We start from the raw sequence: 22996 nt of genomic DNA, 5'->3' as shown, positions 1-22996 counted from the left end.
TTGCTCCTGTTACCGGGTGTGCCGGCAGTTACTGACCAATGACTTGGACTTGTGACAGCCCAATGCTGCCGACGCCGGCCAGATTGAGCATCAGCTCACCGCCGTTCTGTCCGAGAGTGACGCTGTCTACGTTGGCGGGCAGAAGGGTGTACAGGCCCTTGGTCTCGCCTTGGTAGCTAGCTTGTGCTTCGAATCGGTAGGTTCCCGGCGGCAAGGTATTGCCGCTCGAATCCTTACCGTCCCACATGAACGAAACGTTGCCGGCCTCCTGCGGGCCCATGTTGATCCGGTTGACCACCGTGCCGGCGCTGTCATAAACGTTAACGGCTACGTTGCTGCTGGTCGTTGGAAGCACGATGCTCGCTTTGAAGGTCTCGCTGGTATCGACGACCGCCTTGTCGGTGGGCACGATCACCTTGCGGCCGACCAGCGACGACGCCTGCAGCGCCTGGGACGACTGATACCCCGAGAGCATGGTTTCCATGCTCGAGTTCAGCTTCTCCACGCCTTCGACCGTGCTGAACTGAGCCAACTGCGCAATGAACTCGCCGTTTTCCTGAGGTTCCAGAGGGTTCTGGTTGTTCAGCTGAGTTACCAGCAGCTCGAGAAATTCGTTCTTGCCGAGATCGTTGCTTTTTACTTCGCGATCTTTGATCTGGTATTGGTCGAGTACCGAACCGGTACCGCTAACGCCGCCTGTCGTGCTCATGGCTATCTCTCGTAAGGGTTACTGGCCCAGGGTCAGAACTTTCTGCAGCATGGTCTTGGCCGTGTTCATCAGCTCGGCGTTGGTCTGGAACGACCGGCTCGCTGAAATCATGTCTGCCATCTCCTCCACCACGTTCACGTTCGGGTAGTACACGTAACCTTCTTCGTTCGCGGCCGGATGGTTGGGCTCGTAACGGGCTTGCAGCTCGCTCTGGTCCTCCACCACGCCAAGCACCTGCACACCGGCACCCGCTTGATCCTGCTCGGCGAACAAGGATCCACTTGGCGAGCCGTTTGCCTGTTGCAACATGGTCGCGAAGACCGGATGGCGGGCGCGGTAGGTTTGGTCAACGCTGGACGAAACGGTCTCGGCGTTGGCGATGTTGCTGGAAATGGTGTTGAGGCGAGTGCTCTGAGCACTCATGCCGCTGCCGGCGATATTGAATACGCTGCTAAGGGACATGGGCTTCGCTCCTGTTATTCGCCGCGCAGGGCGCTCATGAGCCCCCTGAATTTACTGTTGAGAAGGGTAAAGCTTGCCTGGAAATCGATGGCGTTTTCGGCGTAGGCGGCCTGCTCGACCTGTGCATCGACAGTGTTCTGATCCAGCGAAGCATGCGTCGGCGTGCGGAATCGAAGGCCTGGATCGGCAATCTCAAACCCTTGCGCCGCGATGTGTTTGCTGCTGGTGACAGCGACGCCGAACTCACCCTGGTTCTTGCCCTGCTGGGCAGCGAGAACGCTGCCGAACTCCAAATCACGGGCCTTGTAATTAGGCGTGTCGGCGTTGGCAATATTGTTGGCAAGCACCTCGGCACGCTGAGCGCGAAAGCCTAGTGCTTTTTCGTGAATACCCAGAGCTTTATCGAAACTGATGCTCATGATCTGGCCCTCTGCCGGATACAGTCTGCTTAGCAAACCACCAGCAAAGGCCATGCCACTTCGATAAACAACTGATTTAGAAGGGATTTATAGCAATGCATCAGGAGCGATGCGTCAAAAGCGGCAAAGCTTTTCCATGTTTTTGCCGCCTCTTCACTCATGACCGACAGATTTCTGCCGCCGCCTCGCTGCGACGCTGCCGGTATCGATCGCCCTACTTGGCCTTATAGATGATGCCTGGACTGCATTGGATCATCTGATACAGCTCGGGAAGCCCGTTCAGCGCCTCGGATGCTCCCAGAAACAAGTAGCCGCCCGGCTTCAGCGTGGCGTGAATACGCCGAAGAATGTCTTTCTTCACATCCGCAGAAAAGTAGATGAGCACGTTCCGGCAGAACACCACGTCGAACTTTCCCAATACCGCATAGCTATCCAGCAGGTTCTGCACACGGAACTCGACCCGGTTCCGAATCGCTGGTTTGACGACCCAGCGACCCGGCGCCTTCACATCGAAATACCGCTGTAACCGCTCGCTCGACAATCCTCGCGCGATAGCCAGGCTGTCGTATTCGGCAGCCTTGCTTGCAGCAAGCATGGTGCCAGACAGCTCGGTGGCAACAAGTTGAACCGCCAACTTGGGCTGACTCGGGTTACTACGTTCATATTCATCGATCGTCATCGATAGCGAATAAGGCTCCTGCCCCGACGAGCAGGCAGCGGACCATATGCGCAGGCGCTGCCCTGGAGCGCCCTTCAGCAACTCAGGCAGGAGCCGGTTCTTGAGCACCTCGAATGGGTAGGTGTCGCGAAACCAGAGCGTTTCGTTGGTCGTCATCGCATCCACGACCTGCTCGCGCAGGCCGCTGCGTGGCTGGGTCTGGATCTTCCTGACCAGTTCACCAAGGCTTTTGAGTCCCTGCTGCTCCATCAGCTTGTTCAGCCTGCTGGTTACGAGGTACTGCTTGTTGCTGCCCAGCAGAATGCCGCACGTCTTCTCTAGGAACACTCGAAACTGATCGAAATCCGGATCACCTGACACTGATATGGCCCACCAGTCGTATTGAAGAGGACATGCTTAATTCTTACCCGTCGTTCGGATCCGCTCTATCACCCGGTTGGCCAGATCGTCCGCCTGAAATTTGGCGAGAAAATCGTCCGCACCGACCCGCTTGACCATGCTCTGGTTGAACACACCGGAGAGCGAAGTATGCAGCAGGATGTGCAAGTCCCGCATGGCCGGATCCCGGCGAACCTCGGTCGTCAGCGTATAGCCATCCATCTCCGGCATTTCGATGTCGGAAATCACCATGACGAATTCGTCGGATGGCTTCTTGCCGTCTGCCACCAACTTTTGCAGGTAGGTCAACGCCTGACGGCCATCGTTATGCGCTACCGCCTCGATTCCCAGATTCTGTAGACAACGAATTATCTGCTTTCGCGCAACCGAGGAGTCGTCGACGACCAGAACCCGACTGGCTGACGCCTTGCTGGTGGTTTCCTCGTCCGCAATGGCGACCGAGAGCACCTCTGAAACGGGAGCCACTTCAGCCAGTACTTTCTCTACGTCAATGATCTCGACCATCTGGCCGTCTACATGGGTAACGGCTGTCAAATAATGGTCAGGTCCAACGCCTTTGGGCGGCGGCAGTATGGCCTCCCAGTTCATATTGACGATCCGCTCCACCGAGCGAACCAGAAATCCGAGCACCTTGTTGTTGTATTCGACAATGATGGCGAAGCTATTGGAGAGATCCTGCAATGCAGGTTTTCCGGTAGCCAAGGAAAGATCGAGAATCGAAAGCGTGCTGCCGCGTATGTTCGCCACGCCGCGCACGACCGGACTGGACCGGGGCATGATGGCGAGGCGCGGGCATTGCAACACCTCTTTGACCTTGAACACGTTGATGCCATAGAGCTGCTTGTCATCGAGCCTGAACAGCAGCAGCTCTAGACGATTCTGCCCGACCAGCTGGGTACGCTGGTTAACCGAATCCAATACACCGGCCATGCCAGTTCCTCTTGCTTTACGAAATGGTGTTCAGAGTATCTGGCAGATTTACCGGCACGCCCTTTGCTTCTGCCATGACATGAACGAACAGATGACTTTTTTCCGGCGTCCTTGCATCGCGCTTTGTCGAGCGATCCTGTTTTCGGCGTTATGCGGGCTGAGCCAGTTTGCTGACTCAGCAACAAGGCCTGAACAGCTTATCGACGCAGCACGCGGATTTCTTGAGCGTGAGGTGACCGACTATTTACAGCGTAGCCAAATCCAGGCCCGCCATCAGATCGAGGTCAACAGACTCGACCCCCGTCTGCGCCTGGCACATTGCGATCGCCCTTTGACTACGAAACTGGAAAGCCCTGCGCAACCGGTTGGCCGCACAACCGTGCGGGTCAGCTGCGAAGGCTCGGCGCCCTGGTCCGTTTTCGTCCCCGCGCAGGTCCATTTGTTCCGCGAAGTAATAGTCGCCCGGCGGCCGCTAGCGCGCGAAAGCATCTTGGAGCAAGCCGACGTGACTCTTGCCGAACGGGACGTCAGCCTACTCACCCAGGGTTACCTGACGGCTTACGACCAGGTTCTCGGTAACAAAATCACCCGCAGCGCCCTTCCCGATCAGGTGCTTACGCCTAACGCTGTTTCGCTCGCGGAAATCGTGCGCAAAGGCGATCAGGTCGTAATCAGCGCGAAAAATTCGTCAATAAATGTGAGAATGCCAGGCGAAGCTTTATCCGATGGCGCACTTGGCAGTCAGATCAGGGTCAAAAATCAGCGATCTGGTCGCGTTATCAAGGCCCGCGTCGTCGGTCCCGGTCAGGTGGAAGTCGCGATGTGAGAAGGACTGACGCTGCCGCAGCCACTCCGGGAAAATAAAGCTAAAGTTTCCCATGGCTTTGCCGAAAAGCAGGCAAGCGTCCTGACTTATTCGAGGTTTCGATCATGGCTATCGATTTCAACCGGCCCAACGGGGCCGTGACCCCACCGAGCAGTGGGCGAAGCAGCAATGTGCAGAACACTGAGCGGCCATCGGTTCAACAATCCGCTGCTGATGTGGTGAAGAACACCAATAACGCGGCGGTATCCGGCGAGAGCGTCCAACTGAGCCCGGAAGCACAACGCCTGCAGCAGACTGCTGAAAAGTTGAGCCAGCAGCCCTCTGTCGATCAGGAGCGTGTCGCCCAGATCAAGCAGGCAATAGCCGATGGCAGCTATCAGGTAGATCCCCAGCGCGTGGCATCGAAGCTGCTAGCCTTCGAAAGCCAACGTTGAACCCAGTAAAAGGTAGCCAAGCGTCAGCGTATTAGAGACCACTATGCAAGATACCGAATTGCTTCAGCAGCTGGTTGACGATATCGGCACCGCCCGAAAACTTCTTGAGCTCATCGATGCCGAGTATCAGGCACTTGCCGAGCGCAACCTAGCGGGCTTGGAGCAGTTGCTTACGCATAAGCAGACACTCCTGGCGCTGCTGGGTCAGCACGGCGCCCTCCGCAGCCAGACACTTGCCAAGGCGCAGCTTAGCGCCGACAGGAATGGCTTGGTGGCTTTTGTCGCGAGCTCGCCGATAGGCGATAAAGTCCTTGCCCATGCGGAACAGCTCGAGAGCATTTTAGAAGCCTGCCGAAACGCCAACGAACGCAACGGCAAACTTATCCGCGCCAATCAGAGTGCAGTAGGTGCCATGCTGCATGTACTGAAAGGCAGCAACCAAACACCCGACCTCTACGATCGCCGAGGCGCCACATCCAGAACGGCAAATCATCGTCCGCTCAGCCAGGCCTGACCGCCGCCAAATAGAGTCAAAATGCTATTATGCGGCGGACGTCGTTACATGCCGGAGAGCAATGCTAAGTGTCCAATCCGTTTGCGGAGGACGGAGGCCCGCAGCCTCCTCAGATCCTCAAGACAACAACCGAGATCCACGCGGCCCTGAAGCAACTGCTGGATAACCACATCCCGCTACTGGTCCGATTCGTTGACCGTAGCCAGCGCTATCAAACCTATGTGGTGGAAATAAACCGCGAGAAGGGCTGGATTGCGTTCGACGAGTTGATACCTAACGACGGCGAACGCTTGATGGCGTCCGGAGAAGCCTTTCAGGTTGAAGGCTATTACGAAGGCGTGCGCATCGCCTGGAGCAATGATCATCCGGTGCATCCAGGCGAACTGGAAGATGCCCGGTGCTACTGGGCACCCCTACCGGGTCAAGTTCTGTACCATCAAAGACGCAACGCTTACCGGGCCTCTTTGACTGGCCAACCTATCGCTGCCGAACTCAGCGACAAAACTATCAAGCCTGTTGAAGGTAAAGTGCTGGACATGTCGGCGACTGGCTGCAAGCTGAGCTTCCAAGGCAACCTTCAGAATGGCCTACAGACGGGACGAGTGTACGAACAACTCTCCGCAAAGCTTCCCTTCGGCACTGTTACAACAGCGGCCGAACTACGGCATGTCGTTTTCGATGAAAAGCTAGATGTGACCTTTTGTGGAATGCGCTTCTATCGCATCAGCGGTCTGACGCAACGTCATATCGAACGATTCGTCTATCAGCTACAACGTGAAGCACGACGCGACCAGGCAAGCGGCCGCTTTAGCTGAAATAGATGATCCGTTGCGAAAGCGGTCAAATGGCCAGAGCGGCCCGACAAGCCGTTCAACCAACGTCACTCTGATTGCTCATGAACTATCCCGGCGCGGCTTATCGATAGGCCAGACGGCGGCAGGATGCCGTGATTTTACTGGAGGCAAAGCTGGCGTCCCAGGCGAGGTTCGAACTCACAACCTTCCCCTTAGGAGGGGGATGCTCTATCCAATTGAGCTACTGGGACGCGATAGGCGCAGCATGTTAGCGGGCCTGGGCTCGTTTGTCATGCGATTGGCAACAGAGCCCGCCCGTCAATAAGCGTATATCGACACGCTGGACCACGACCTAACCTTATATTGCATTTTGCATTGTGCTTTTATTAGCATCATGCAAAACGCATCGTGAGCCAAAAGCAGCCTAACGTAAGCCCATGAAAATAAAGGATTTTTCTTCTTAGCAAAGATGGCACACCGAATGCTTAAGCCATGCGAACCATTTGCGAAGGAGCCGCCAATGCTACGCCCAGCTTATTTATTCAGTTCAGCCATCCTAGCCGTAGTAGCTGCGATGCAACTGCAGGCAACAGCGCAGGAGCCAGATCACGCTCCAACTGCCATATTGGAGCAAGCCGCTACCCCGTCGGTTCATAGGCTGACAGCGCCAGCGCAAACCATTAGCAGCCAAGCAATGAGCACACCCACGCAACCGCAACGGTGGGTCTTCTAAGACCCTGCGTTTTGTTTCACCAAGGAGATAACGGATGTCTATTTATGGCTGCCTTTTCCTTCTGCTCAGCATCATCTGCGGCGCACTGAGCATTGGTACTGCCCTTCCCGACATGTGGGAGCCGGTCGCAAAAGGAGGCACGGTGTTTTTCTGCGTTCTTTTCGTGATCTCTCTTCTGATCGGTCGGCGGATTAAATTCGATCCAGTACTACGCTAGGACGTGATTAACGGTAAAGATCAGTAGCTGATCACAGTAACGGCTTTTCGCCATCATCATGCCTTTACTCTGATCCGTGTCGTCGTATAATTGGCGCCATAAAGCCGCCTAGTATCTTTTTTTCAGGTCGCGGAACAGCCAGTGCTGTTTGGTTGTCAGACCGGGACTAGAACGGCAATAAGCCACCATCTCCACCTGACTAACCGGTTTAATATGCGCCCTATGAAGCAGGCAGTTTACTCCAGCCGCACGGCTGACAAATTCGTGGTTCGGCTACCAGATGGCATGCGGGAGCGTATCGCTGAGGTTGCGCGCAACCATCATCGCAGCATGAACTCGGAGATCATTGCTCGCTTGGAGCAGAGCCTTCTTCAGGAAGGCGCACTCGACGACGATTTGAGTATGCGGCTGGACAGCCCCGAACTGACGCTTCATGAGCGTGAATTGCTTCAGCGTTTTCGTCAGCTCGCCCACCGCCAGCAGAACGCCCTGATTGCCCTGATCGCACAAGACGCCGAAGCTGCAAAAGAAGACTAACCATCGCCGATAGCCTGCGGATTTACAAACGCCTCGACACAGTCGGGGCGTTGTCGTTTGCGGCGCGCCATCTGAGCGTTATCCGCTTGATCCAAGGCCTGAATTAAAGAGACGGCCGCAGAGCACACGCACTAATACAACGCCTGAGCAAAACAGGGACAAGCTTGGCTGGTTAACGACCAAGCACCGCCTCATGCATCGGTTCGCTAAGTACGTGAATGGCAACGCGTTAACTTGGAAACAAAAATGCCTGCACCTTCTTGGTACAGGCATCCATTGTTACCGGCGGCAGACGTCCTGCGAGAAGCTTGAAAAATAACTAGCTAACCCACAAAACTAAGCAGCACACCGGCAGCAACAGCGGAGCCGATTACCCCTGCCACATTCGGGCCCATGGCGTGCATGAGCAGGAAGTTTTGCGGATTCGCCTCGAGCCCAACCTTGTTAGACACCCGGGCAGCCATTGGTACCGCCGACACGCCTGCAGATCCAATCAACGGATTGATCTTGTTCGTACTGAACATGTTCATCACCTTGGCCATCAGCACACCTGCTGCTGTACCACCGCAGAAAGCGACCATCCCCAGGGAGAGAATTCCAAGCGTTTTCATCTGCAAGAAGGCTTCGGCGGAAAGCTTTGAGCCGACCGTCAGCCCTAACGCAATCGTGACGATGTTGATCAACGCATTTCGCGAGGTGTCAGCCAGGCGATCAACCACGCCGCATTCACGCAACAGGTTGCCGAAAGCGAACATGCCAACGAGCGGCGCCGCATCAGGCAATAGCAAACCGACCAGCAAGGCCAGCATGAGCGGGAAGACTATCTTTTCCCCCTGCCCAACATGGCGCAGCTGCGTCATGACAATGGCGCGCTCCTCCTTGGTAGTCAGGGCTCGCATGATGGGCGGCTGAATCAAAGGGACCAGTGCCATGTACGAGTAGGCCGCCACAGCAATTGGCCCTAACAGATCCGGCGCAAGCTTCGCTGTGACGAATATCGACGTGGGGCCATCAGCCCCCCCGATGATTGCGATCGAAGCCGCCTCGCGCAAGGTAAACTCCATGCCTGGAATACCCAACGCCGTCACCGCCAACGCGCCAAGCAAGGTGGCAAAGATACCGAACTGCGCTGCCGCACCGAGCAACAAGGTTTTGGGGTTTGCCAGCATTGGACCAAAGTCCGTCATCGCCCCCACACCCATGAAAATCAGTAGTGGGAATACGCTGGTCGGCAAACCGACTTCGTAAAACAGGTGAAGAATACCGGTTCCCTCAGCCATGTTGGCGACCGGAATATTGGCAAGCAGACCACCAAATCCGATCGGGATCAGCAACAAAGGCTCAAAGCCCTTGCGAATCGCCAGATAGATCAATGCCAAGCACACCACGATCATCAGCAACTGACCGGGCTCCAGATGATACAAGCCGGTGCTCTGCCACAGCTTGAGCAACTTATCCATGCAGCACTCCTTAAGCGATGGTCAGCAGACTGTCGCCCACCGACACCGCATCGCCGACCTTGACGTTCACACCTGAAACGGTGCCGGCCTTGAATGCACGGATTTCAGTTTCCATCTTCATGGCTTCGAGAATGATGACCAGATCACCCTCCTGAACTGACTGACCGGGCTGTACAAGCACTTTGAAGATATTGCCCGCCAGCGGAGCCGGCTGCGGCTCACCCGCACCAGCAGCCGGAGCGGGCGCAACTCCAGGCGCTGCACCCGTCGCCTCACCGATCGGCTTGAGACCTTCTATGTCGCCACCTTCGTTGACCTGCACCACGAACGACTTGCCGTTGACCTCGACGGTGTAGACCTCGGCTACGCCCGGCTCACGCGGAGCCTTGTCGTTACCGGTCGGCACCGGCTCGAAGGCGGCGGCGTTGCCGCGATTCTCGAGAAACTTGAGGCCGATTTGTGGAAACAGTGCGTAAGTCAGGACGTCATCGATTTGGTCCTTGGCCAGCCTGATGCTTTTCTCTTGCGCCAGCGCTTTCAGCTCGGCAGTCAACTTGTCCATTTCCGGTTGCAGCAAATCGGCGGGACGGCAGGTAATGACGTCCACACCGTCGAGCACACGCTGTTGCAGTTCGGTATTGAACGGGGCTGGCGCGGAGCCGTATTCTCCCTTGAGGATCCCGGCAGTTTCCTTGGTGATGGACTTGTAGCGCTCGCCGGTGAGTACGTTGATCACCGCTTGCGTACCGACGATCTGCGAAGTCGGCGTCACCAACGGAATGAAACCGAGGTCCTCACGAACCCGAGGGATCTCGGCCAGCACTTGATCGAACTTGTCGAGAGCACCTTGCTCCTTCAGCTGGCCCTCCATGTTGGTCAGCATGCCGCCCGGCACCTGCGCCACGAGGATGCGCGAATCGACGCCCTTGAGCGTGCCTTCGAATTTCGCGTACTTCTTACGCACCTCGCGAAAATACGCAGCGACTTCCTCCAGCAGCTCCAGATCAAGGCCCGTGTCTCGCTCGGTGCCCTGGAAAATCGCTACCACCGACTCGGTCGGTGAATGGCCGTAGGTCATCGACAGTGAAGAAATAGCAGTATCGACGTTGTCGATGCCAGCCTCGACGGCTTTGAGGATCGCTGCAGTAGAAAGACCGGCCGTGGCGTGGCACTGCATATGAATCGGGATAGACAGGCTCGCCTTCAACCGCGACACAAGCTCATAGGCGGTGTAAGGCGCAAGGATGCCGGCCATATCCTTGATCGCTACCGAATCGGCTCCCATATCTTCGATCTGCTTGGCCAGATCGACCCACATCTCCAGGGTATGCACCGGGCTGGTGGTGTAGGAGATGGTGCCCTGGGCATGTTTGCCCTGCTGCTTGACGGCCCGCAGCGCGGTTTCCAGATTGCGTGGATCGTTCATTGCGTCGAATACGCGGAATACATCAACACCGTTGACCGCAGCCCGCTCGACGAATTTCTCCACCACGTCATCGGCGTAGTGCCGATAGCCCAGCAGGTTCTGACCGCGCAGCAGCATTTGCTGACGGGTCTTGGGCATCGCGCTTTTCAGTTCACGGATGCGTTCCCAAGGGTCTTCACCGAGATAGCGAATGCAGGCATCGAAGGTCGCACCGCCCCAGGATTCGACCGACCAGAACCCGACCTGATCGAGCTTGGCAGCAATCGGCAGCATGTCCTCGAGACGCACACGAGTGGCGAGAATCGATTGATGGGCATCACGTAGTACCACATCGGTAATACCGAGCGGTCGTTTTGCAGAATTCATGAAGGGAACTCCCTGTTCTGATCAACCGCGACGGGCGCGGTGCTGATGAATAGCGGCCTGGATGGCAGCAAGAACGTCCGCGTCCGGCTCAGCTGCTGCGCCCGAAGTGGCAGGCTTGACGGAAACTGCCTGTGCTGGCGGCATGCTATCGAAGCGAGCGATTACAAACGCCATCAGTCGGATGCATGCAATCAATAAGACAAGGAAGATGAAGACAGAACCTAGGCCGAATAGCATAAGTTCGACGCCTTCAAGCAGGAGTTCGCTAGGAGTCATTAGTATTTCCTGTCCAATCAGCGGCTCGAGCCGCCTGTTATTCGCATCGTGTCGAGAGACTTCGCCAAGGCGAAACCTACGAACAGTAGCCCGAAAAACGACAGCAAAGCAAACGCCAAGCCGCTGTAGCTAGGAGGAATCAGAGCAGGAAAACAGTCGCCAGGCCGAGAAAGATAAAAAACCCACCGCTATCGGTCACGGCAGTGATCATCACGCTGGCGCCAAGCGCAGGATCCCGCCCCATGCGGGCTAGCGTTACTGGAATCAGCACCCCCATCAAGGCTGCCAACAGGAGGTTGAGGGTCATCGCTGCGGTCATCACTACCCCCAGCGACCAGCTGCCATAGAGCCAATAGACCACCATGCCTATGACTCCACCCCATATCAGACCATTCAGCATGCCGACACCTGCTTCCTTACGCAGCAAGCGAGCACTATTGCCCGTACCCATCTGATCCAGTGCCATCGCTCGAACGATCATGGTGATGGTTTGATTGCCGGAGTTACCACCGATACCGGCGACAATGGGCATCAACGCAGCCAATGCGACCAACTTTTCGATCGAGCCATCAAACAGACCGATCACGCGTGAGGCGATAAAGGCCGTGATCAAATTTACCGCCAACCAAGCCCAACGGTTGCGCAACGACTTCCACACCGACGCGAAAATATCCTCCTCTTCGCGCAGACCCGCCATGTTCAGAACTTCGCTTTCGCTCTCTTCACGAATCAGGTCAACCATCTCATCAATAGTCAGACGCCCGATCAGCTTGCCACTCTTATCCACCACAGGCGTGGAAACCAAGTCGTAACGCTCGAATGCCTGAGCTGCCTCGTAGGCATCCTCGTCTGGGTGAAAGGTCACCGGATCGCTGGCCATCACCTCGGAAACGTCCCGCTCCGGATCGTTGACCAGCAAGCGCTTGATGGGCAGGACCCCTTTGAGCACCCCGTCGTAATCGACTACGAACAGTTTATCGGTATGCCCTGGCAGCTCCTTCAGGCGCCGCAGATAGCGAAGAACGACTTCGAGACTCACATCCTCACGAATCGTGACCATCTCGAAGTCCATCAGCGCGCCAACTTGATCTTCTTCATAAGACAAGGCCGACCGGACACGCTCACGCTGCTGCGCGTCCAGTGTTTCCATCAGCTCATGGACGACGTCACGGGGCAGCTCGGCAGCCAGATCTGCCAGCTCGTCGGCGTCCATTTCCTTGGCGGCCGCCAGCAGTTCGTGATCATCCATGTCAGCGATCAGCGTCTCGCGAACGGCGTCGGAAACTTCGAGAAGAATGTCGCCATCGCGGTCCGACTTGACCAGCTGCCAGACCGTCAAGCGCTCATCGAGCGGCAATGCTTCAAGAATGTACGCAATGTCTGCTGGGTGTAGCGCCTCTAGTTTGCGCTGCAGCTCGACGAGATTCTGACGATGCACCAGGCTCTCGATGATGTCCTGGTGCTGCCCTTCCTGGCGGTGCGCCAGGTCTTCGACAATCTTGTGTCGATGAAGCAACTCGACGACTTGCGCCAGACGATCCTGGAGACTTTCCTGCGGCTTTTTTGCTTCTACTTCAATCATGGCGCACTCCACCCCAGCGGTCGGAGCGCACCAGGGGATCAATCATTCGGAACGTGATTGGCAAGAAAAGGTTTTATACGACTACTGGGCAAATCCATGAGAAGGATCCAGAAACCCCAAGAGGGGCGGACCGCGCAATGATACCACCGCAACCACAGCATCAGCCTCATAAGTGCAGGTAATACAACCGGTTGCGCCGGCTTTCCAGTGTCGACGCATTCACGTTGCGAGAAGACACGACTGCGGCACAACAAATTATTGGTTAGGCTGCCCAACCGATCGTCAAGGAGGACGAACATGAACAAAATTCTCACTGCGAGCTGCTGCGCCCTACTTCTCATCACGCCCCCTGCGCTCGGAGCACGCATCTATCGCTGCATCGATGAGGCAGGCAACTTCACTTTTACCCGACAGGGCTGCCCTACGAATCAGACCGCTGAAATTCAAGAAGCGCGAAATCCCACACCAAGCTCCGGCAAGGCCGTTCCCCTGGCCAAACCCAGGAAATCACAAAAGGCCGCCCGGGAAGAAACCAGACAGCTCACCGTGGTGGGCAAACAGGACGACGGATGCGGAAACCGCGTAACAGGCAGCACGAGACGCAATGCATTGATCGGCCGACACATCCTTTCAGGAATGACCCGCGCCGACATCGAAAGCACCTTCGGCAAGCCTGACACCGTAACCAGCCGCAACGGGCAGATGCAGTATCGCTACAGCAATGACAAGGGCCGGACGCGGACCGTTAGCTTTGACGAATACGGCTGCGTTCGAAGCAAACCCTGAAGCCAATAAAAAAGGGCCTGCATCGCTGCAGGCCCTTTTTGGGTTGGTGCACTCAGGAGGATTCGAACCTCCGACCGCTCGGTTCGTAGCCGAGTACTCTATCCAGCTGAGCTATGAGTGCATAAGCGCTTGATAAACCAGATCACCGCTGGCTACAACAACGAATCACATTTCTGTGTTCGTTTAATATGGTGCACTCAGGAGGATTCGAACCTCCGACCGCTCGGTTCGTAGCCGAGTACTCTATCCAGCTGAGCTATGAGTGCACTAAGGGTGCGCATTATAGATTCGTGAATTTGTTGGTCAAGCTCTTTAATTCAATGATTTCCATCAAACCAAACAGCCAAATCGACTCACTATCTAACTATGCAAAATGGCGGAGAGGGGGGGATTCGAACCCCCGACACCCTTTTGAGATGTACTCCCTTAGCAGGGGAGCGCCTTCGGCCACTCGGCCACCTCTCCGCAACACGGGGCGCATGATACCCATCTTTACCCCGCTTGCAAAGCCAAAAATCACATAAATATTAATGGCTTGGTTCTTGATCTTTCTCTTTCTGGATCCGTTGGTAAATCTCCTCGCGATGCACCGCTACCTCTTTGGGTGCATTCACTCCAATGCGCACTTGATTTCCCTTGACACCCAGCACAGTGACAGTCACATCGTCACCCACCATCAGGGTCTCTCCGACCCGGCGAGTCAGAATCAGCATTCCTTTCTCCTTAAAAACGGATTCAATTCAGTAAACAGTCTGCAAAGATAAAAACGGATAATGTTCCGTGAGACATCGACCCTAGAGCCTTTCACCAGCTATTGACCAGCAAAAACGACTCTAAAGTTCCTTTCGGCCTATTCAAATCGACAGAAGGTGCGAATTAAACGCAACTCCGTCGAATCAATCACCTTTTGCGGTCGGAGCGTCCAGCTCGAATGCGGTATGCAACGCCCGCACCGCCAGCTCCAGGTACTTCTCCTCAATCACAACCGAAACCTTGATTTCCGATGTAGAGATCATCTGGATGTTGATGTTTTCCTTCGCCAGCGCCTCGAACATCCGGCTGGCGACGCCCGCATGCGAGCGCATACCGACGCCGACTATGGACACCTTAGCGATATCAACATCGCCGATAACTTCCCGTGCACCCATATCCCGTGCAATGCCCTCGAGCACCTGCTGCGCGTTATGGTAGTCGTTCCGGTGAACAGTGAAGGTAAAGTCCGTGGTGTTATCGTGCGCGACGTTCTGCACGATCATATCGACCTCGACATTTGCCGAGCTGATCGGGCCGAGAATTTTGAAGGCTATCCCGGGAGTATCCGGCACACCACGAATAGTCAGCTTGGCCTCGTCACGATTGAAAGCGATGCCGGAGATGATGGGCTGTTCCATGGATTCCTCTTCATCAAGTGTAATGAGGGTTCCCGGACCCTCCTGAAAGCTGTGCAGCACGCGCAACGGCACACTGTATTTTCCGGCAAACTCCACGGCACGAATCTGCAGCACCTTGGAGCCGAGACTCGCCATCTCGAGCATTTCTTCAAAGGTGATCTTGTTCAGGCGCTGAGCCTTGGCGACTACGCGCGGGTCGGTCGTGTAAACACCATCGACGTCGGTGTAGATCTGACACTCATCCGCCTTCAGCGCAGCTGCGAGCGCGACACCTGTGGTATCCGAACCGCCGCGGCCGAGCGTAGTGATGTTGCCGCTCTCATCTACACCCTGGAAGCCCGCAACGACCACCACGCGGCCAGCCTTGAGTTCCTTTTGGATGTTTTGCGAGTCGATCTGGAGAATACGCGCCTTGCTATGCGCGCTGTCGGTGAGAATACGAACCTGGCTGCCGGTGTAGGACACAGCCGGTACGCCAATCTTGATCAATGCCATCGCCAGCAGGGCAATGGTGACCTGTTCGCCGGTCGATACCATTACATCCAGCTCGCGGGCCACGGGCTGCTCGCTGATCTGTTTGGCCAGATCGATCAGGCGATTAGTTTCACCGCTCATGGCCGAAACCACCACGACGATGTCGTCGCCGTTGTCGCGGAATTTCTTGACCTTCGCCGCCACCTGTTCGATGCGCTCGACGGAGCCCACCGAGGTACCTCCAAACTTCTGTACGATCAAAGCCATCTCATAGCCGCCTAAGCCCATCACGGGCGCTCAATAAATAACCTGCCTACCCAAGCATCGCTCATTGCAAGCGGGCAGCGGCCTGCCCGGCTGCGATGCGTTGTCCAATAATCTCTGTGCCCTGATAACGAACAGAGCGGCGCAGTGGCCGCTCTGTTTACAAGCCTTGCTCTACAAACGAGAGCGCAAGTGCCAGCGCCTCGTCGAGTCGCCCCGCATCGCTGCCGCCACCTTGCGCCATGTCCGGGCGTCCGCCACCCTTGCCACCGACAGCCGCAGCCGCCTGCTTCATCAGATCACCTGCCCTCAAACGGCCGGTGAGATCCGGGGTCACGCCAGCCACCAGCACGACCTTTTCGTCCTGCACGCCGCCGAGCAAAATCACGCCGCTGCCGAGCTTGTTCTTCAACTGATCGACCAATGCCAGCAACGCCTTGCCATCCAGGCCATCGACACGGGCTGCCAAAGTCTTCACGCCCTTCACATCGACAGCGGATCCGGCAAGATCGTTGCCGGTGGCGCTGGCCGCCTTGGCTTTGAGCTGTTCAAGCTCTTTCTCAAGTTGACGGTTGCGCTCCAGCATTGCACCCAGCTTATCCAGCAGATTTTCGCGACTGCCTTTAACCAGCGCGGCAGCCTCTTTCAGCTGCTCTTCGGCGCCGTTCAGATAAGCCAGTGCCTGCGCGCCAGTGACCGCCTCGATACGCCGCACACCCGCAGCCACACCACCTTCGCTGGTAATTTTGAACAAGCCTATGTCGCCGGTGCGGTTGACGTGAGTACCACCACAAAGCTCTACGGAGAAGTCCCCACCCATGGTTAGTACCCGCACCTGATCGCCATACTTCTCGCCGAACAGGGCCATGGCCCCTTTGCTCTTGGCCGTCTCGATGTCGGTTTCCTCGATTTCAACGACCGAGTTGCCGCGAATTTCAGCGTTCACCTTGTCTTCCAGCGCCTTGAGCTGCTCTGGCTTGATCGCCTCGAAATGGCTGAAGTCGAAGCGTAGGCGCTGACTGTCGACCAACGAGCCTTTCTGACTGACGTGCTCGCCCAGAATCTGCCGCAGCGCTGCATGTAACAGGTGCGTCGCGGAATGGTTCAGCGCTGTGGCCTGACGAATCGACGCGTCGACAGTAGCATCGACAGTCGCGCCTACGTGCAGATTGCCGCTATCGAGAATACCGTGATGCAGAAACGCTCCCCCAGCCTTGCTGGTATCGCGTACATCGAAGCGCAACCCGTCAGCAGCCAGATAACCGCAGTCACCTATCTGACCACCGGATTCGGCATAGAACGGGGTCTCATCGAGGACGACCACGCCCTCTTCACCTGCCGACAAGCTCTGAACTGCCATTCCCTCCTTGAACAACGCCAACACCTTGCCGCTGCCAGAGGTACCGAGATAGCCGGTAAAACGTGTTTCGCCCTCGACCTTGACCAGGCTGTTGTAGTCCATGCCAAAGGCGCTAGCCGATCGCGCGCGCTCGCGCTGAGCTTCCATCTCGCGTTCGAAGCCTTCCTCGTCCAGCGTTAGCTCGCGTTCGCGGGCGATGTCGCCAGTGAGGTCCACTGGGAAGCCATAAGTGTCGTAAAGCTTGAAAATCACCTCGCCGGGAATAACGCTGCCCTTCAGTTCGGCCAGGTCCTGTTCGAGAATCTTCAGGCCCTGCTCCAGGGTCTTGGCGAACTGCTCTTCCTCGGTTTTTAGCACGCGCTCGATGTGCGCCTGCTGCAGTTTCAGCTCAGGGAAGGCCTCGCCCATCTCGGCAACCAGCGCCGCGACGATCTTGTAGAAGAAGCTCCCCTTCGCACCGAGCTTGTTACCATGGCGGCAGGCGCGGCGAACGATACGGCGCAGCACGTAGCCACGACCTTCATTGGACGGCGTCACGCCATCGGCGATCAGGAAACCGCAGGAACGGATGTGGTCAGCGACGACCTTCAGCGAGGCCTGGCCGTCATTGCTGCAACCAATGGCCTCGGCAGCCGCGTTCAGTAAGCTCTGGAACAGGTCAATTTCGTAATTGGAGTTGACGTGTTGCAGTACCGCGCTGATGCGCTCCAGCCCCATGCCGGTATCCACGCTCGGTGCCGGCAGCGGATGCATGACGCCGTCGGCAGAGCGGTTAAACTGCATGAAGACGTTGTTCCAGATCTCGATGTAGCGATCACCGTCTTCTTCCGGTGAACCAGGCGGGCCACCCCAGATGTGTTCGCCGTGGTCGAAGAATATTTCGGTGCAAGGTCCGCAGGGGCCGGTGTCGCCCATGGCCCAGAAATTGTCCGAGGCGTAGGGCGCGCCCTTGTTGTCGCCGATGCGCACCATGCGCTCTGCCGGTACGCCGACGTCCTTGGTCCAGATATCGTAGGCCTCGTCGTCAGTGGCGTAGACGGTGACCCACAGTTTTTCCTTGGGCAGATTCAGCCACTTTTCAGAGGTCAGGAATTCCCAGGCGTAGTTGATGGCATCGCGCTTGAAATAGTCGCCGAAGCTGAAGTTGCCGAGCATCTCGAAGAAGGTGTGGTGCCGCGCGGTATAGCCGACGTTTTCCAGGTCGTTGTGCTTGCCGCCGGCACGGACGCATTTCTGACTGGTTGTGGCGCGGGTGTAGGCGCGCTTCTCCAGACCGAGGAAGCAGTCCTTGAACTGGTTCATGCCGGCGTTGGTGAACAACAGGGTCGGATCATTCGCCGGGATCAGCGAACTGGAGGCCACACGAGTGTGACCCTTCTCTTCGAAGAAGCGGAGGAAGGCTTCACGGATTTCTGCGCTTTTCATAGATTTCTTCCAGAAGACAGCGGCCGAACGGCTGCAAAACGACACGGCGAGTCGGCACCGGGGGCCGGTTCGCAACTATCCAAACGGATAGCCGGCAAAGGGCCGCATTATATCGGGCCAACGCCGCGCGCATAGAGGATAAGTGAGATTGAATCAAGCTATTCGACAGCAATTCGGGCCTATGCTCTGACGAAAGCGGCAAAGCTCTCGACGATCAGATCGATATGCTCGGTCCGCACATCCAGATGCGTCACCATCCGCAGCCGTGGCGCAGCGGTGAGGATGACGCCACGCTCCGCACAAAACGCCTTCAGCGCCGCCGCGCGACCTCCCATCTGTACATAAACCATGTTCGTCTGTACCGGCTCGACCGCGTAACCCAACGCTTGCAGCCCTTCGGCAATAGCAAGCGCGTGCCGGTGGTCCTGCTCCAGACGCTGCACCTGATGCTCCAGGGCATAGAGTCCGGCGGCCGCCAGCACCCCAGCCTGACGCATACCGCCGCCAACCATCTTCCGCAGCCGCCGCGCCTTGGCAATGAATGCCTCGTCACCGCAAAGCACCGAGCCGACCGGAGCACCCAACCCTTTCGACAGGCACACCGATACCGAGTCGAAGTGACGGCTGATGTCGTGCGCCGTGCACCCCAACTTCACCACAGCGTTGAATAGCCGGGCACCGTCGAGGTGCAATGCCAGTCCTCGCTCGTGGGTGAATGCTCTGGCCTTAGCCAGGTATTCGAGCGGCAGCACCTTGCCTTGCATGGTGTTTTCCAGCACCAGCAGGCGAGTCCGGGCGAAATGGAAATCGTCCGGCTTGATCACCGCAGCGACTCGCTCCAGATCCAGCGAGCCGTCAAGTTCTATTTCGATCGGTTGGGGCTGGATGGAACCGAGCACCGCGGCGCCACCGGCCTCGTATTTATAGGTGTGCGCCAACTGGCCGGCAACGTATTCATCACCGCGCTCGCAGTGCGACATCAGCGCCAGCAGATTGCTCATGGTGCCGCTGGGTACGTACAAACCCGCTTGCATGCCCAGTTGCGTCGCCAGCGTTCGCTCCAGCAGTCGAACGGTAGGATCTTCACCGTAAACGTCATCGCCGGTGGGCGCACTCAGCATGGACTCGCGCATACCGATCGTAGGTTGTGTGACCGTATCGCTTCGTAAATCGATCAGGCTCATGGCAATTCCTTGGATTTGGGTCATCTGCCTAGACTCGCCCCAACCGCACGCATCTCAACGCAACAGACGGGTGTCCAACACGGCCGAGGCGCCGCCCAGCATGGTTTCGGTGATGTCGATGAAGTCTTTGGTGGTGGCCTTGTCGAGGCGCATCAAGCCGCGCGCGACATCGTCCAGCGAGTGCCGGTTCTTGGTGCGCTGCCGGATCTCGCGGTCGAGCTCCTGCAGTAGCAGCACCGCCCTGGCCGTGACGGGACCGCTGGAATGCTCGGTCCGCAGACTAGTGACTTTGCGGCTCCACTTAGTCAGGTGTTCACGCACCCGTTGGTAGCGATCCTCGCTTATGCCACCGGCCCTGCGCATCAGCTCGATGGCGTAGTACTCGGCCAGCCCTTCGCTAATCCAGTCACTGCGGTCGGCATCGGTGATACGGCTGAACACATGGACCAGTTCGTGGACCAGTGAGCTGGTGCCGTTTTCGCTGACCAGCGGCCGGTCAGAATGCATGAACAGCGAGTTCGGGCCCGAGAGACCGCCCCGCCACATAGGATCCCCGGCGCCCACGATCAGCAGTTTCTTCGGATCACGCGGGAATACGTTCTGTACTTCAGGCCAGACGAACGTGAGCAGCGTGAGAATATCCATCCGCCGCAGCCCCTCGCCCACCGGGCCGGCTACCGTTACGTCGGTTTCACCGAGCCTGGCCCGACGACTGCCCAGCTTGCCAGCAAGAATCCAGCCGGTCGGGCGATCAAACATGCGTTCCCGATTGTCGATGCGAAAGCGGTTCTTACCGATACGGGGCCAACCCGTCTCGACGCTTTTCCACTCTTTCGGAAGCTCGACCCGCAGTCGGGAGATCAATTTGACGCCGTCCTGATGATCCATACGGCCAGCGGGAACCAGATCGTCACCGCGCAGCAACGCCCAGTCGTCCGTCATTCGCGCATCGAAGCGACCATTCTTGCGCTGGTGACTGACCTTGACCCGATAGCTCAGCCGCGCCTTGCCATCGACCGGCCGCCAGACGCCGCGGCCGTTTTCTTCCTGCCAGCTGCCCTCCGGATCGGTCACGAAGCCGCTGTACAGCCCTTCGTCACCCAGATTGAAATCGATGTATTGGATAACACTGCCGTCTTCTACGAGCAGTTCGACTTCAGCAATATCCTGCTCTGGGACGAACTTGACGTTGAAGTCGACATCCACGCTCTTGGCGGCGTGCGCCGTCGTGATGAAAGACAACAACAGAACGGCAAGCAGCGGTAACAGACGAAGGGACATCGAGCGACTCCAGGTTGAGTTCAGTGCTATGACGACGCGTCCAGACGGAGATTCAACCAGCTCGGAAAATCAAATGATCTTCCCAGTCGTCCTCGGCGACGGAGCCCTCGGCGATCATCCGCCCGGACTGAGAAATCCGCTCGGCATGCACTGCATCCGGGTCGCCGCAAATCAGATGATGCCAGAGCGGGAGATCCTTACCCTCGGCTACCAGTCGATAACCGCAGGTCGGTGGCAGCCACTTGAATTGCGCGGCATCCGCTGCGGTCAGCTGTATGCAATCGGGCACACTGGCCCGTCGGTTGGGATAGTCCGTGCAACGGCAGCTGTTCAGATCGAGCAATTTGCAGGCGATGCGGGTGTAGTAGACGCTGCCGTCCTCTTCATCTTCGAGCTTCTGCAGGCAGCACAAGCCGCAGCCGTCGCACAGCGACTCCCACTCGACCGAATCCAGCTCGGCGAGGGTTTTGCGCTTCCAGAAGGGTTCGACTTTTGCCGCCATGGAATTTGCCATCTCGAATAAAGGCGCGAGTCTAGCCATTGCGATGCAACTGGCCAAGCTCGGGCACGCGCGCCGGCTTAAACGGGATCGTTGCGGCGCAGCAACTCTTCGGGCAGATGCTCGATGTACTCTTCCTCAGGCGGCGGCATCTGCAGGTGATAACCCTGTTTTTCCAGATTATCGAGCACCGTCGCGATGTCCTCCTGGGCCAGTTTGCGCTCTGGCGTCAGGACAATATCGAAGGCGAGCTGCGGCGGGCCGAAGGCGGCAAGCAAGGCTTCAGGCACCCGTGCCAACGCCTCGCTACGCTCGACGTACAGGTACATTCCGTTCTTGCGGGGGCTTCTATATATAGAGCAGATGCGTTTCATGACTTCACTTCCACTACATCGAGAAGGGCTTGGCCCATACGCTCGCGACGCCAACCGCGTAGCGAATCAGGCAACTCATAAGGCCCATCCGGATAGCCGGTCTTCAGCAAGGCTTCGAGCACCTTCTTGCGTAGCATCAATTCAGGCGCGATATCGAGCGTCTCGGCTTCGCGCTGACCGACCGCACGCAGTTTTTTCAACAGCCCCGACACTTCCAGCGGCAGCGGCTCCGGCAGTGGCTCAGGCCAATCCTGCTCAGGCGTGGCGGCGCCGGCGCGGATCAGCTCCAGCAGGGTTTCGCCATCCTGACGCACGGTACGCGGATGCATATCGTCGATACGCGCGAGGCTTACCAGATCGGTCGGCTGGGTACGCGCCAGCGGCCACAGGCTGTGCTCACGCAACACCCGATTGCGCGGCTGATTGCGCGCTCGCGCCTCACGCTCTCGCCAAGCAGTCAGTACACGCAACACCGCGAGCTGTCGCGGCTTGAGACGCCAGGCCTGCTTGACGTCGCGATAGGCTTCATCAGGATCCGTTTCGCGCTGCAGACTCGCGACCAGCTCGGCACCGTCTTCAATCACCCAGGCACGCTTGTCATCTGCCAGTCTCGGCTGCAGCGCCTCGTACAGCTCGGCCAGATGCTGCGCATCTTCGGCGGCATAGCGAATCTGCATCTCGCTCAGCGGCCGCTGGAGCCAATCGGAGCGCGTTTCGCCCTTGGGCAGCTCGATGTTCAGCACGCTCTGCACCAGGCGCGAATAGCCCATGGAGAAGCCGATATTCAAGTAGCCGGCGGCCAATTGCGTATCGAACAACGGCGTCGGCAAGCTGCCGGTCAGGCGCCAGAGCACTTCCAGATCTTCGCTGCAGGCATGCAGGACCTTCACTACGACTGGGTCTTCCAGCAGACCGGCAAATGCACTCCAATCGCTGATCCGCAGTGGATCGATCAGATAGGCGCAACGCCCGTCGCCAACCTGCAACAGGGCAGCAATAGGATAGAACGTGTCGACCCGCATGAACTCGGTATCTACCGCTACGTAAGGCAGCTGGCGCCACTCGCCACACAGACGGGCCAGATGCGCGTCATCCAGCACCCATTGAGTTTCGATGGCCACTAGGCCCTCCTTGTTATTCGGCTCGCGACCGGACGCCTGGTCGAAAGGCGCGCAGTATATATCGCTGAGGTCAC

At 57.4% G+C, this 22996-nt stretch carries 24 protein-coding genes and 4 tRNA genes; 7 read left to right on the top strand and 21 right to left on the bottom strand.

Annotated elements, in window-relative coordinates; all coding sequences use genetic code 11:
- Positions 1–28: 28 nt before the first annotated feature.
- The 5 genes from flgD to NA647_RS06275 all read right to left on the bottom strand — a co-directional run bounded on the left by flgD (position 29) and on the right by NA647_RS06275 (position 3598).
- On the bottom strand, positions 29–709 hold the full coding sequence (flgD, locus tag NA647_RS06295; RefSeq protein WP_256056908.1) for a flagellar hook assembly protein FlgD: 681 nt from the start codon (positions 707–709) through the stop codon (positions 29–31).
- Positions 710–727: 18 nt separating this feature from the next.
- Positions 728–1171, bottom strand: a complete 444-nt coding sequence (gene flgC / locus NA647_RS06290) for a flagellar basal body rod protein FlgC (RefSeq protein WP_256056907.1) — start codon at positions 1169–1171, stop codon at positions 728–730.
- A gap of 14 nt (positions 1172–1185) precedes the next feature.
- Positions 1186–1590 carry a flagellar basal body rod protein FlgB gene (gene flgB, locus NA647_RS06285; protein ID WP_256057073.1) on the bottom strand — a complete coding sequence of 135 codons (405 nt, stop codon included), beginning with the start codon at positions 1588–1590 and terminating at the stop codon, positions 1186–1188.
- 214 nt (positions 1591–1804) lie between these two features.
- Positions 1805–2629 carry a protein-glutamate O-methyltransferase CheR gene (gene cheR / locus NA647_RS06280; RefSeq protein WP_256056906.1) on the bottom strand — a complete coding sequence of 275 codons (825 nt, stop codon included), beginning with the start codon at positions 2627–2629 and terminating at the stop codon, positions 1805–1807.
- 36 nt (positions 2630–2665) lie between these two features.
- The gene (locus NA647_RS06275) at positions 2666–3598 is read right to left on the bottom strand and encodes a chemotaxis protein CheV (protein WP_256056905.1); all 933 of its coding nucleotides are present in this window, start codon (positions 3596–3598) and stop codon (positions 2666–2668) included.
- Positions 3599–3677: 79 nt separating this feature from the next.
- Between NA647_RS06275 and flgA the strand changes: the two genes are divergently transcribed.
- The 4 genes from flgA (at position 3678) to NA647_RS06255 (ending at position 6187) form a co-directional block, all read left to right on the top strand.
- The gene (gene flgA / locus NA647_RS06270; protein ID WP_256056904.1) at positions 3678–4424 is read left to right on the top strand and encodes a flagellar basal body P-ring formation chaperone FlgA; all 747 of its coding nucleotides are present in this window, start codon (positions 3678–3680) and stop codon (positions 4422–4424) included.
- A gap of 104 nt (positions 4425–4528) precedes the next feature.
- Positions 4529–4858, top strand: coding sequence for a flagellar biosynthesis anti-sigma factor FlgM (gene flgM, locus NA647_RS06265; RefSeq protein WP_256056903.1), 330 nt, complete (start codon positions 4529–4531; stop codon positions 4856–4858).
- A gap of 43 nt (positions 4859–4901) precedes the next feature.
- A complete protein-coding gene (locus NA647_RS06260; protein ID WP_256056901.1) occupies positions 4902–5372 on the top strand; it encodes a flagella synthesis protein FlgN in 471 nt (156 codons plus the stop codon).
- 68 nt (positions 5373–5440) lie between these two features.
- Entirely contained in the window at positions 5441–6187 is a 747-nt protein-coding gene (locus NA647_RS06255) for a flagellar brake protein (RefSeq protein WP_256056900.1), read from the top strand.
- Between the two features lie 153 nt (positions 6188–6340).
- On the opposite strand, the gene NA647_RS06250 is transcribed toward NA647_RS06255, so the two are convergent.
- Positions 6341–6417 (bottom strand) — tRNA-Arg (locus NA647_RS06250).
- A 516-nt stretch (positions 6418–6933) separates the two neighbouring features.
- On the opposite strand from NA647_RS06250, the gene NA647_RS06245 reads away from it, so the two are divergent.
- Positions 6934–7116 carry a PA3371 family protein gene (locus NA647_RS06245; RefSeq protein WP_256056899.1) on the top strand — a complete coding sequence of 61 codons (183 nt, stop codon included), beginning with the start codon at positions 6934–6936 and terminating at the stop codon, positions 7114–7116.
- Positions 7117–7329: 213 nt separating this feature from the next.
- Positions 7330–7653 (top strand): Arc family DNA-binding protein, encoded by a 324-nt coding sequence (locus NA647_RS06240; protein ID WP_256057072.1) that lies wholly within the window; start codon positions 7330–7332, stop codon positions 7651–7653.
- A 323-nt stretch (positions 7654–7976) separates the two neighbouring features.
- Here the strand turns inward: NA647_RS06240 and NA647_RS06235 are convergent, their stop codons facing one another.
- The 4 genes from NA647_RS06235 to mgtE all read right to left on the bottom strand — a co-directional run bounded on the left by NA647_RS06235 (position 7977) and on the right by mgtE (position 12763).
- Positions 7977–9113, bottom strand: a complete 1137-nt coding sequence (locus NA647_RS06235; protein WP_256056898.1) for a sodium ion-translocating decarboxylase subunit beta — start codon at positions 9111–9113, stop codon at positions 7977–7979.
- Between the two features lie 10 nt (positions 9114–9123).
- A complete protein-coding gene (oadA, locus tag NA647_RS06230) occupies positions 9124–10905 on the bottom strand; it encodes a sodium-extruding oxaloacetate decarboxylase subunit alpha (RefSeq protein ID WP_256056897.1) in 1782 nt (593 codons plus the stop codon).
- Positions 10906–10926: 21 nt separating this feature from the next.
- On the bottom strand, positions 10927–11181 hold the full coding sequence (locus tag NA647_RS06225; RefSeq protein ID WP_256056896.1) for an OadG family protein: 255 nt from the start codon (positions 11179–11181) through the stop codon (positions 10927–10929).
- 139 nt (positions 11182–11320) lie between these two features.
- Positions 11321–12763: a magnesium transporter gene (gene mgtE, locus NA647_RS06220; protein ID WP_256056895.1), complete on the bottom strand. Its 1443-nt coding sequence runs from the start codon at positions 12761–12763 to the stop codon at positions 11321–11323.
- A gap of 297 nt (positions 12764–13060) precedes the next feature.
- Here mgtE and NA647_RS06215 point away from each other — a divergent pair, with 297 nt between their 5' ends.
- Positions 13061–13549: a DUF4124 domain-containing protein gene (locus NA647_RS06215; RefSeq protein ID WP_256056894.1), complete on the top strand. Its 489-nt coding sequence runs from the start codon at positions 13061–13063 to the stop codon at positions 13547–13549.
- Positions 13550–13593: 44 nt separating this feature from the next.
- On the opposite strand, the gene NA647_RS06210 is transcribed toward NA647_RS06215, so the two are convergent.
- The 11 genes from NA647_RS06210 to rnd form a co-directional block, all read right to left on the bottom strand.
- Positions 13594–13670 (bottom strand) — tRNA-Arg (locus NA647_RS06210).
- Positions 13671–13738: 68 nt separating this feature from the next.
- Positions 13739–13815: transfer RNA gene (locus NA647_RS06205), tRNA-Arg, on the bottom strand.
- Positions 13816–13923: 108 nt separating this feature from the next.
- Positions 13924–14014 (bottom strand) — tRNA-Ser (locus NA647_RS06200).
- Between the two features lie 62 nt (positions 14015–14076).
- Positions 14077–14262 (bottom strand): carbon storage regulator CsrA, encoded by a 186-nt coding sequence (csrA, locus tag NA647_RS06195; RefSeq protein WP_003283978.1) that lies wholly within the window; start codon positions 14260–14262, stop codon positions 14077–14079.
- Positions 14263–14445: 183 nt separating this feature from the next.
- Positions 14446–15681 (bottom strand): aspartate kinase, encoded by a 1236-nt coding sequence (locus tag NA647_RS06190; protein WP_181102357.1) that lies wholly within the window; start codon positions 15679–15681, stop codon positions 14446–14448.
- A 157-nt stretch (positions 15682–15838) separates the two neighbouring features.
- On the bottom strand, positions 15839–18463 hold the full coding sequence (gene alaS, locus NA647_RS06185) for an alanine--tRNA ligase (protein WP_256056893.1): 2625 nt from the start codon (positions 18461–18463) through the stop codon (positions 15839–15841).
- 179 nt (positions 18464–18642) lie between these two features.
- Positions 18643–19647, bottom strand: a complete 1005-nt coding sequence (gene ltaE / locus NA647_RS06180) for a low-specificity L-threonine aldolase (protein WP_256056892.1) — start codon at positions 19645–19647, stop codon at positions 18643–18645.
- Between the two features lie 54 nt (positions 19648–19701).
- Positions 19702–20928 carry a hypothetical protein gene (locus NA647_RS06175; RefSeq protein ID WP_256056891.1) on the bottom strand — a complete coding sequence of 409 codons (1227 nt, stop codon included), beginning with the start codon at positions 20926–20928 and terminating at the stop codon, positions 19702–19704.
- A gap of 52 nt (positions 20929–20980) precedes the next feature.
- Entirely contained in the window at positions 20981–21430 is a 450-nt protein-coding gene (locus NA647_RS06170; protein ID WP_256056890.1) for a YcgN family cysteine cluster protein, read from the bottom strand.
- Positions 21431–21507: 77 nt separating this feature from the next.
- Positions 21508–21801 (bottom strand): YcgL domain-containing protein, encoded by a 294-nt coding sequence (locus NA647_RS06165; protein ID WP_256048125.1) that lies wholly within the window; start codon positions 21799–21801, stop codon positions 21508–21510.
- Positions 21798–22922, bottom strand: a complete 1125-nt coding sequence (gene rnd / locus NA647_RS06160; RefSeq protein ID WP_256056889.1) for a ribonuclease D — start codon at positions 22920–22922, stop codon at positions 21798–21800. The genes NA647_RS06165 and rnd overlap by 4 nt, the downstream gene beginning before the upstream one ends.
- Between the last annotated feature and the right edge of the window lie 74 nt (positions 22923–22996).

Source organism: Stutzerimonas stutzeri, from assembly GCF_024448985.1.
GTDB classification, from domain to species: Bacteria; Pseudomonadota; Gammaproteobacteria; order Pseudomonadales; family Pseudomonadaceae; genus Stutzerimonas; species Stutzerimonas stutzeri_AP.
This window is presented reverse-complemented; position numbering and strand designations above follow the sequence as displayed.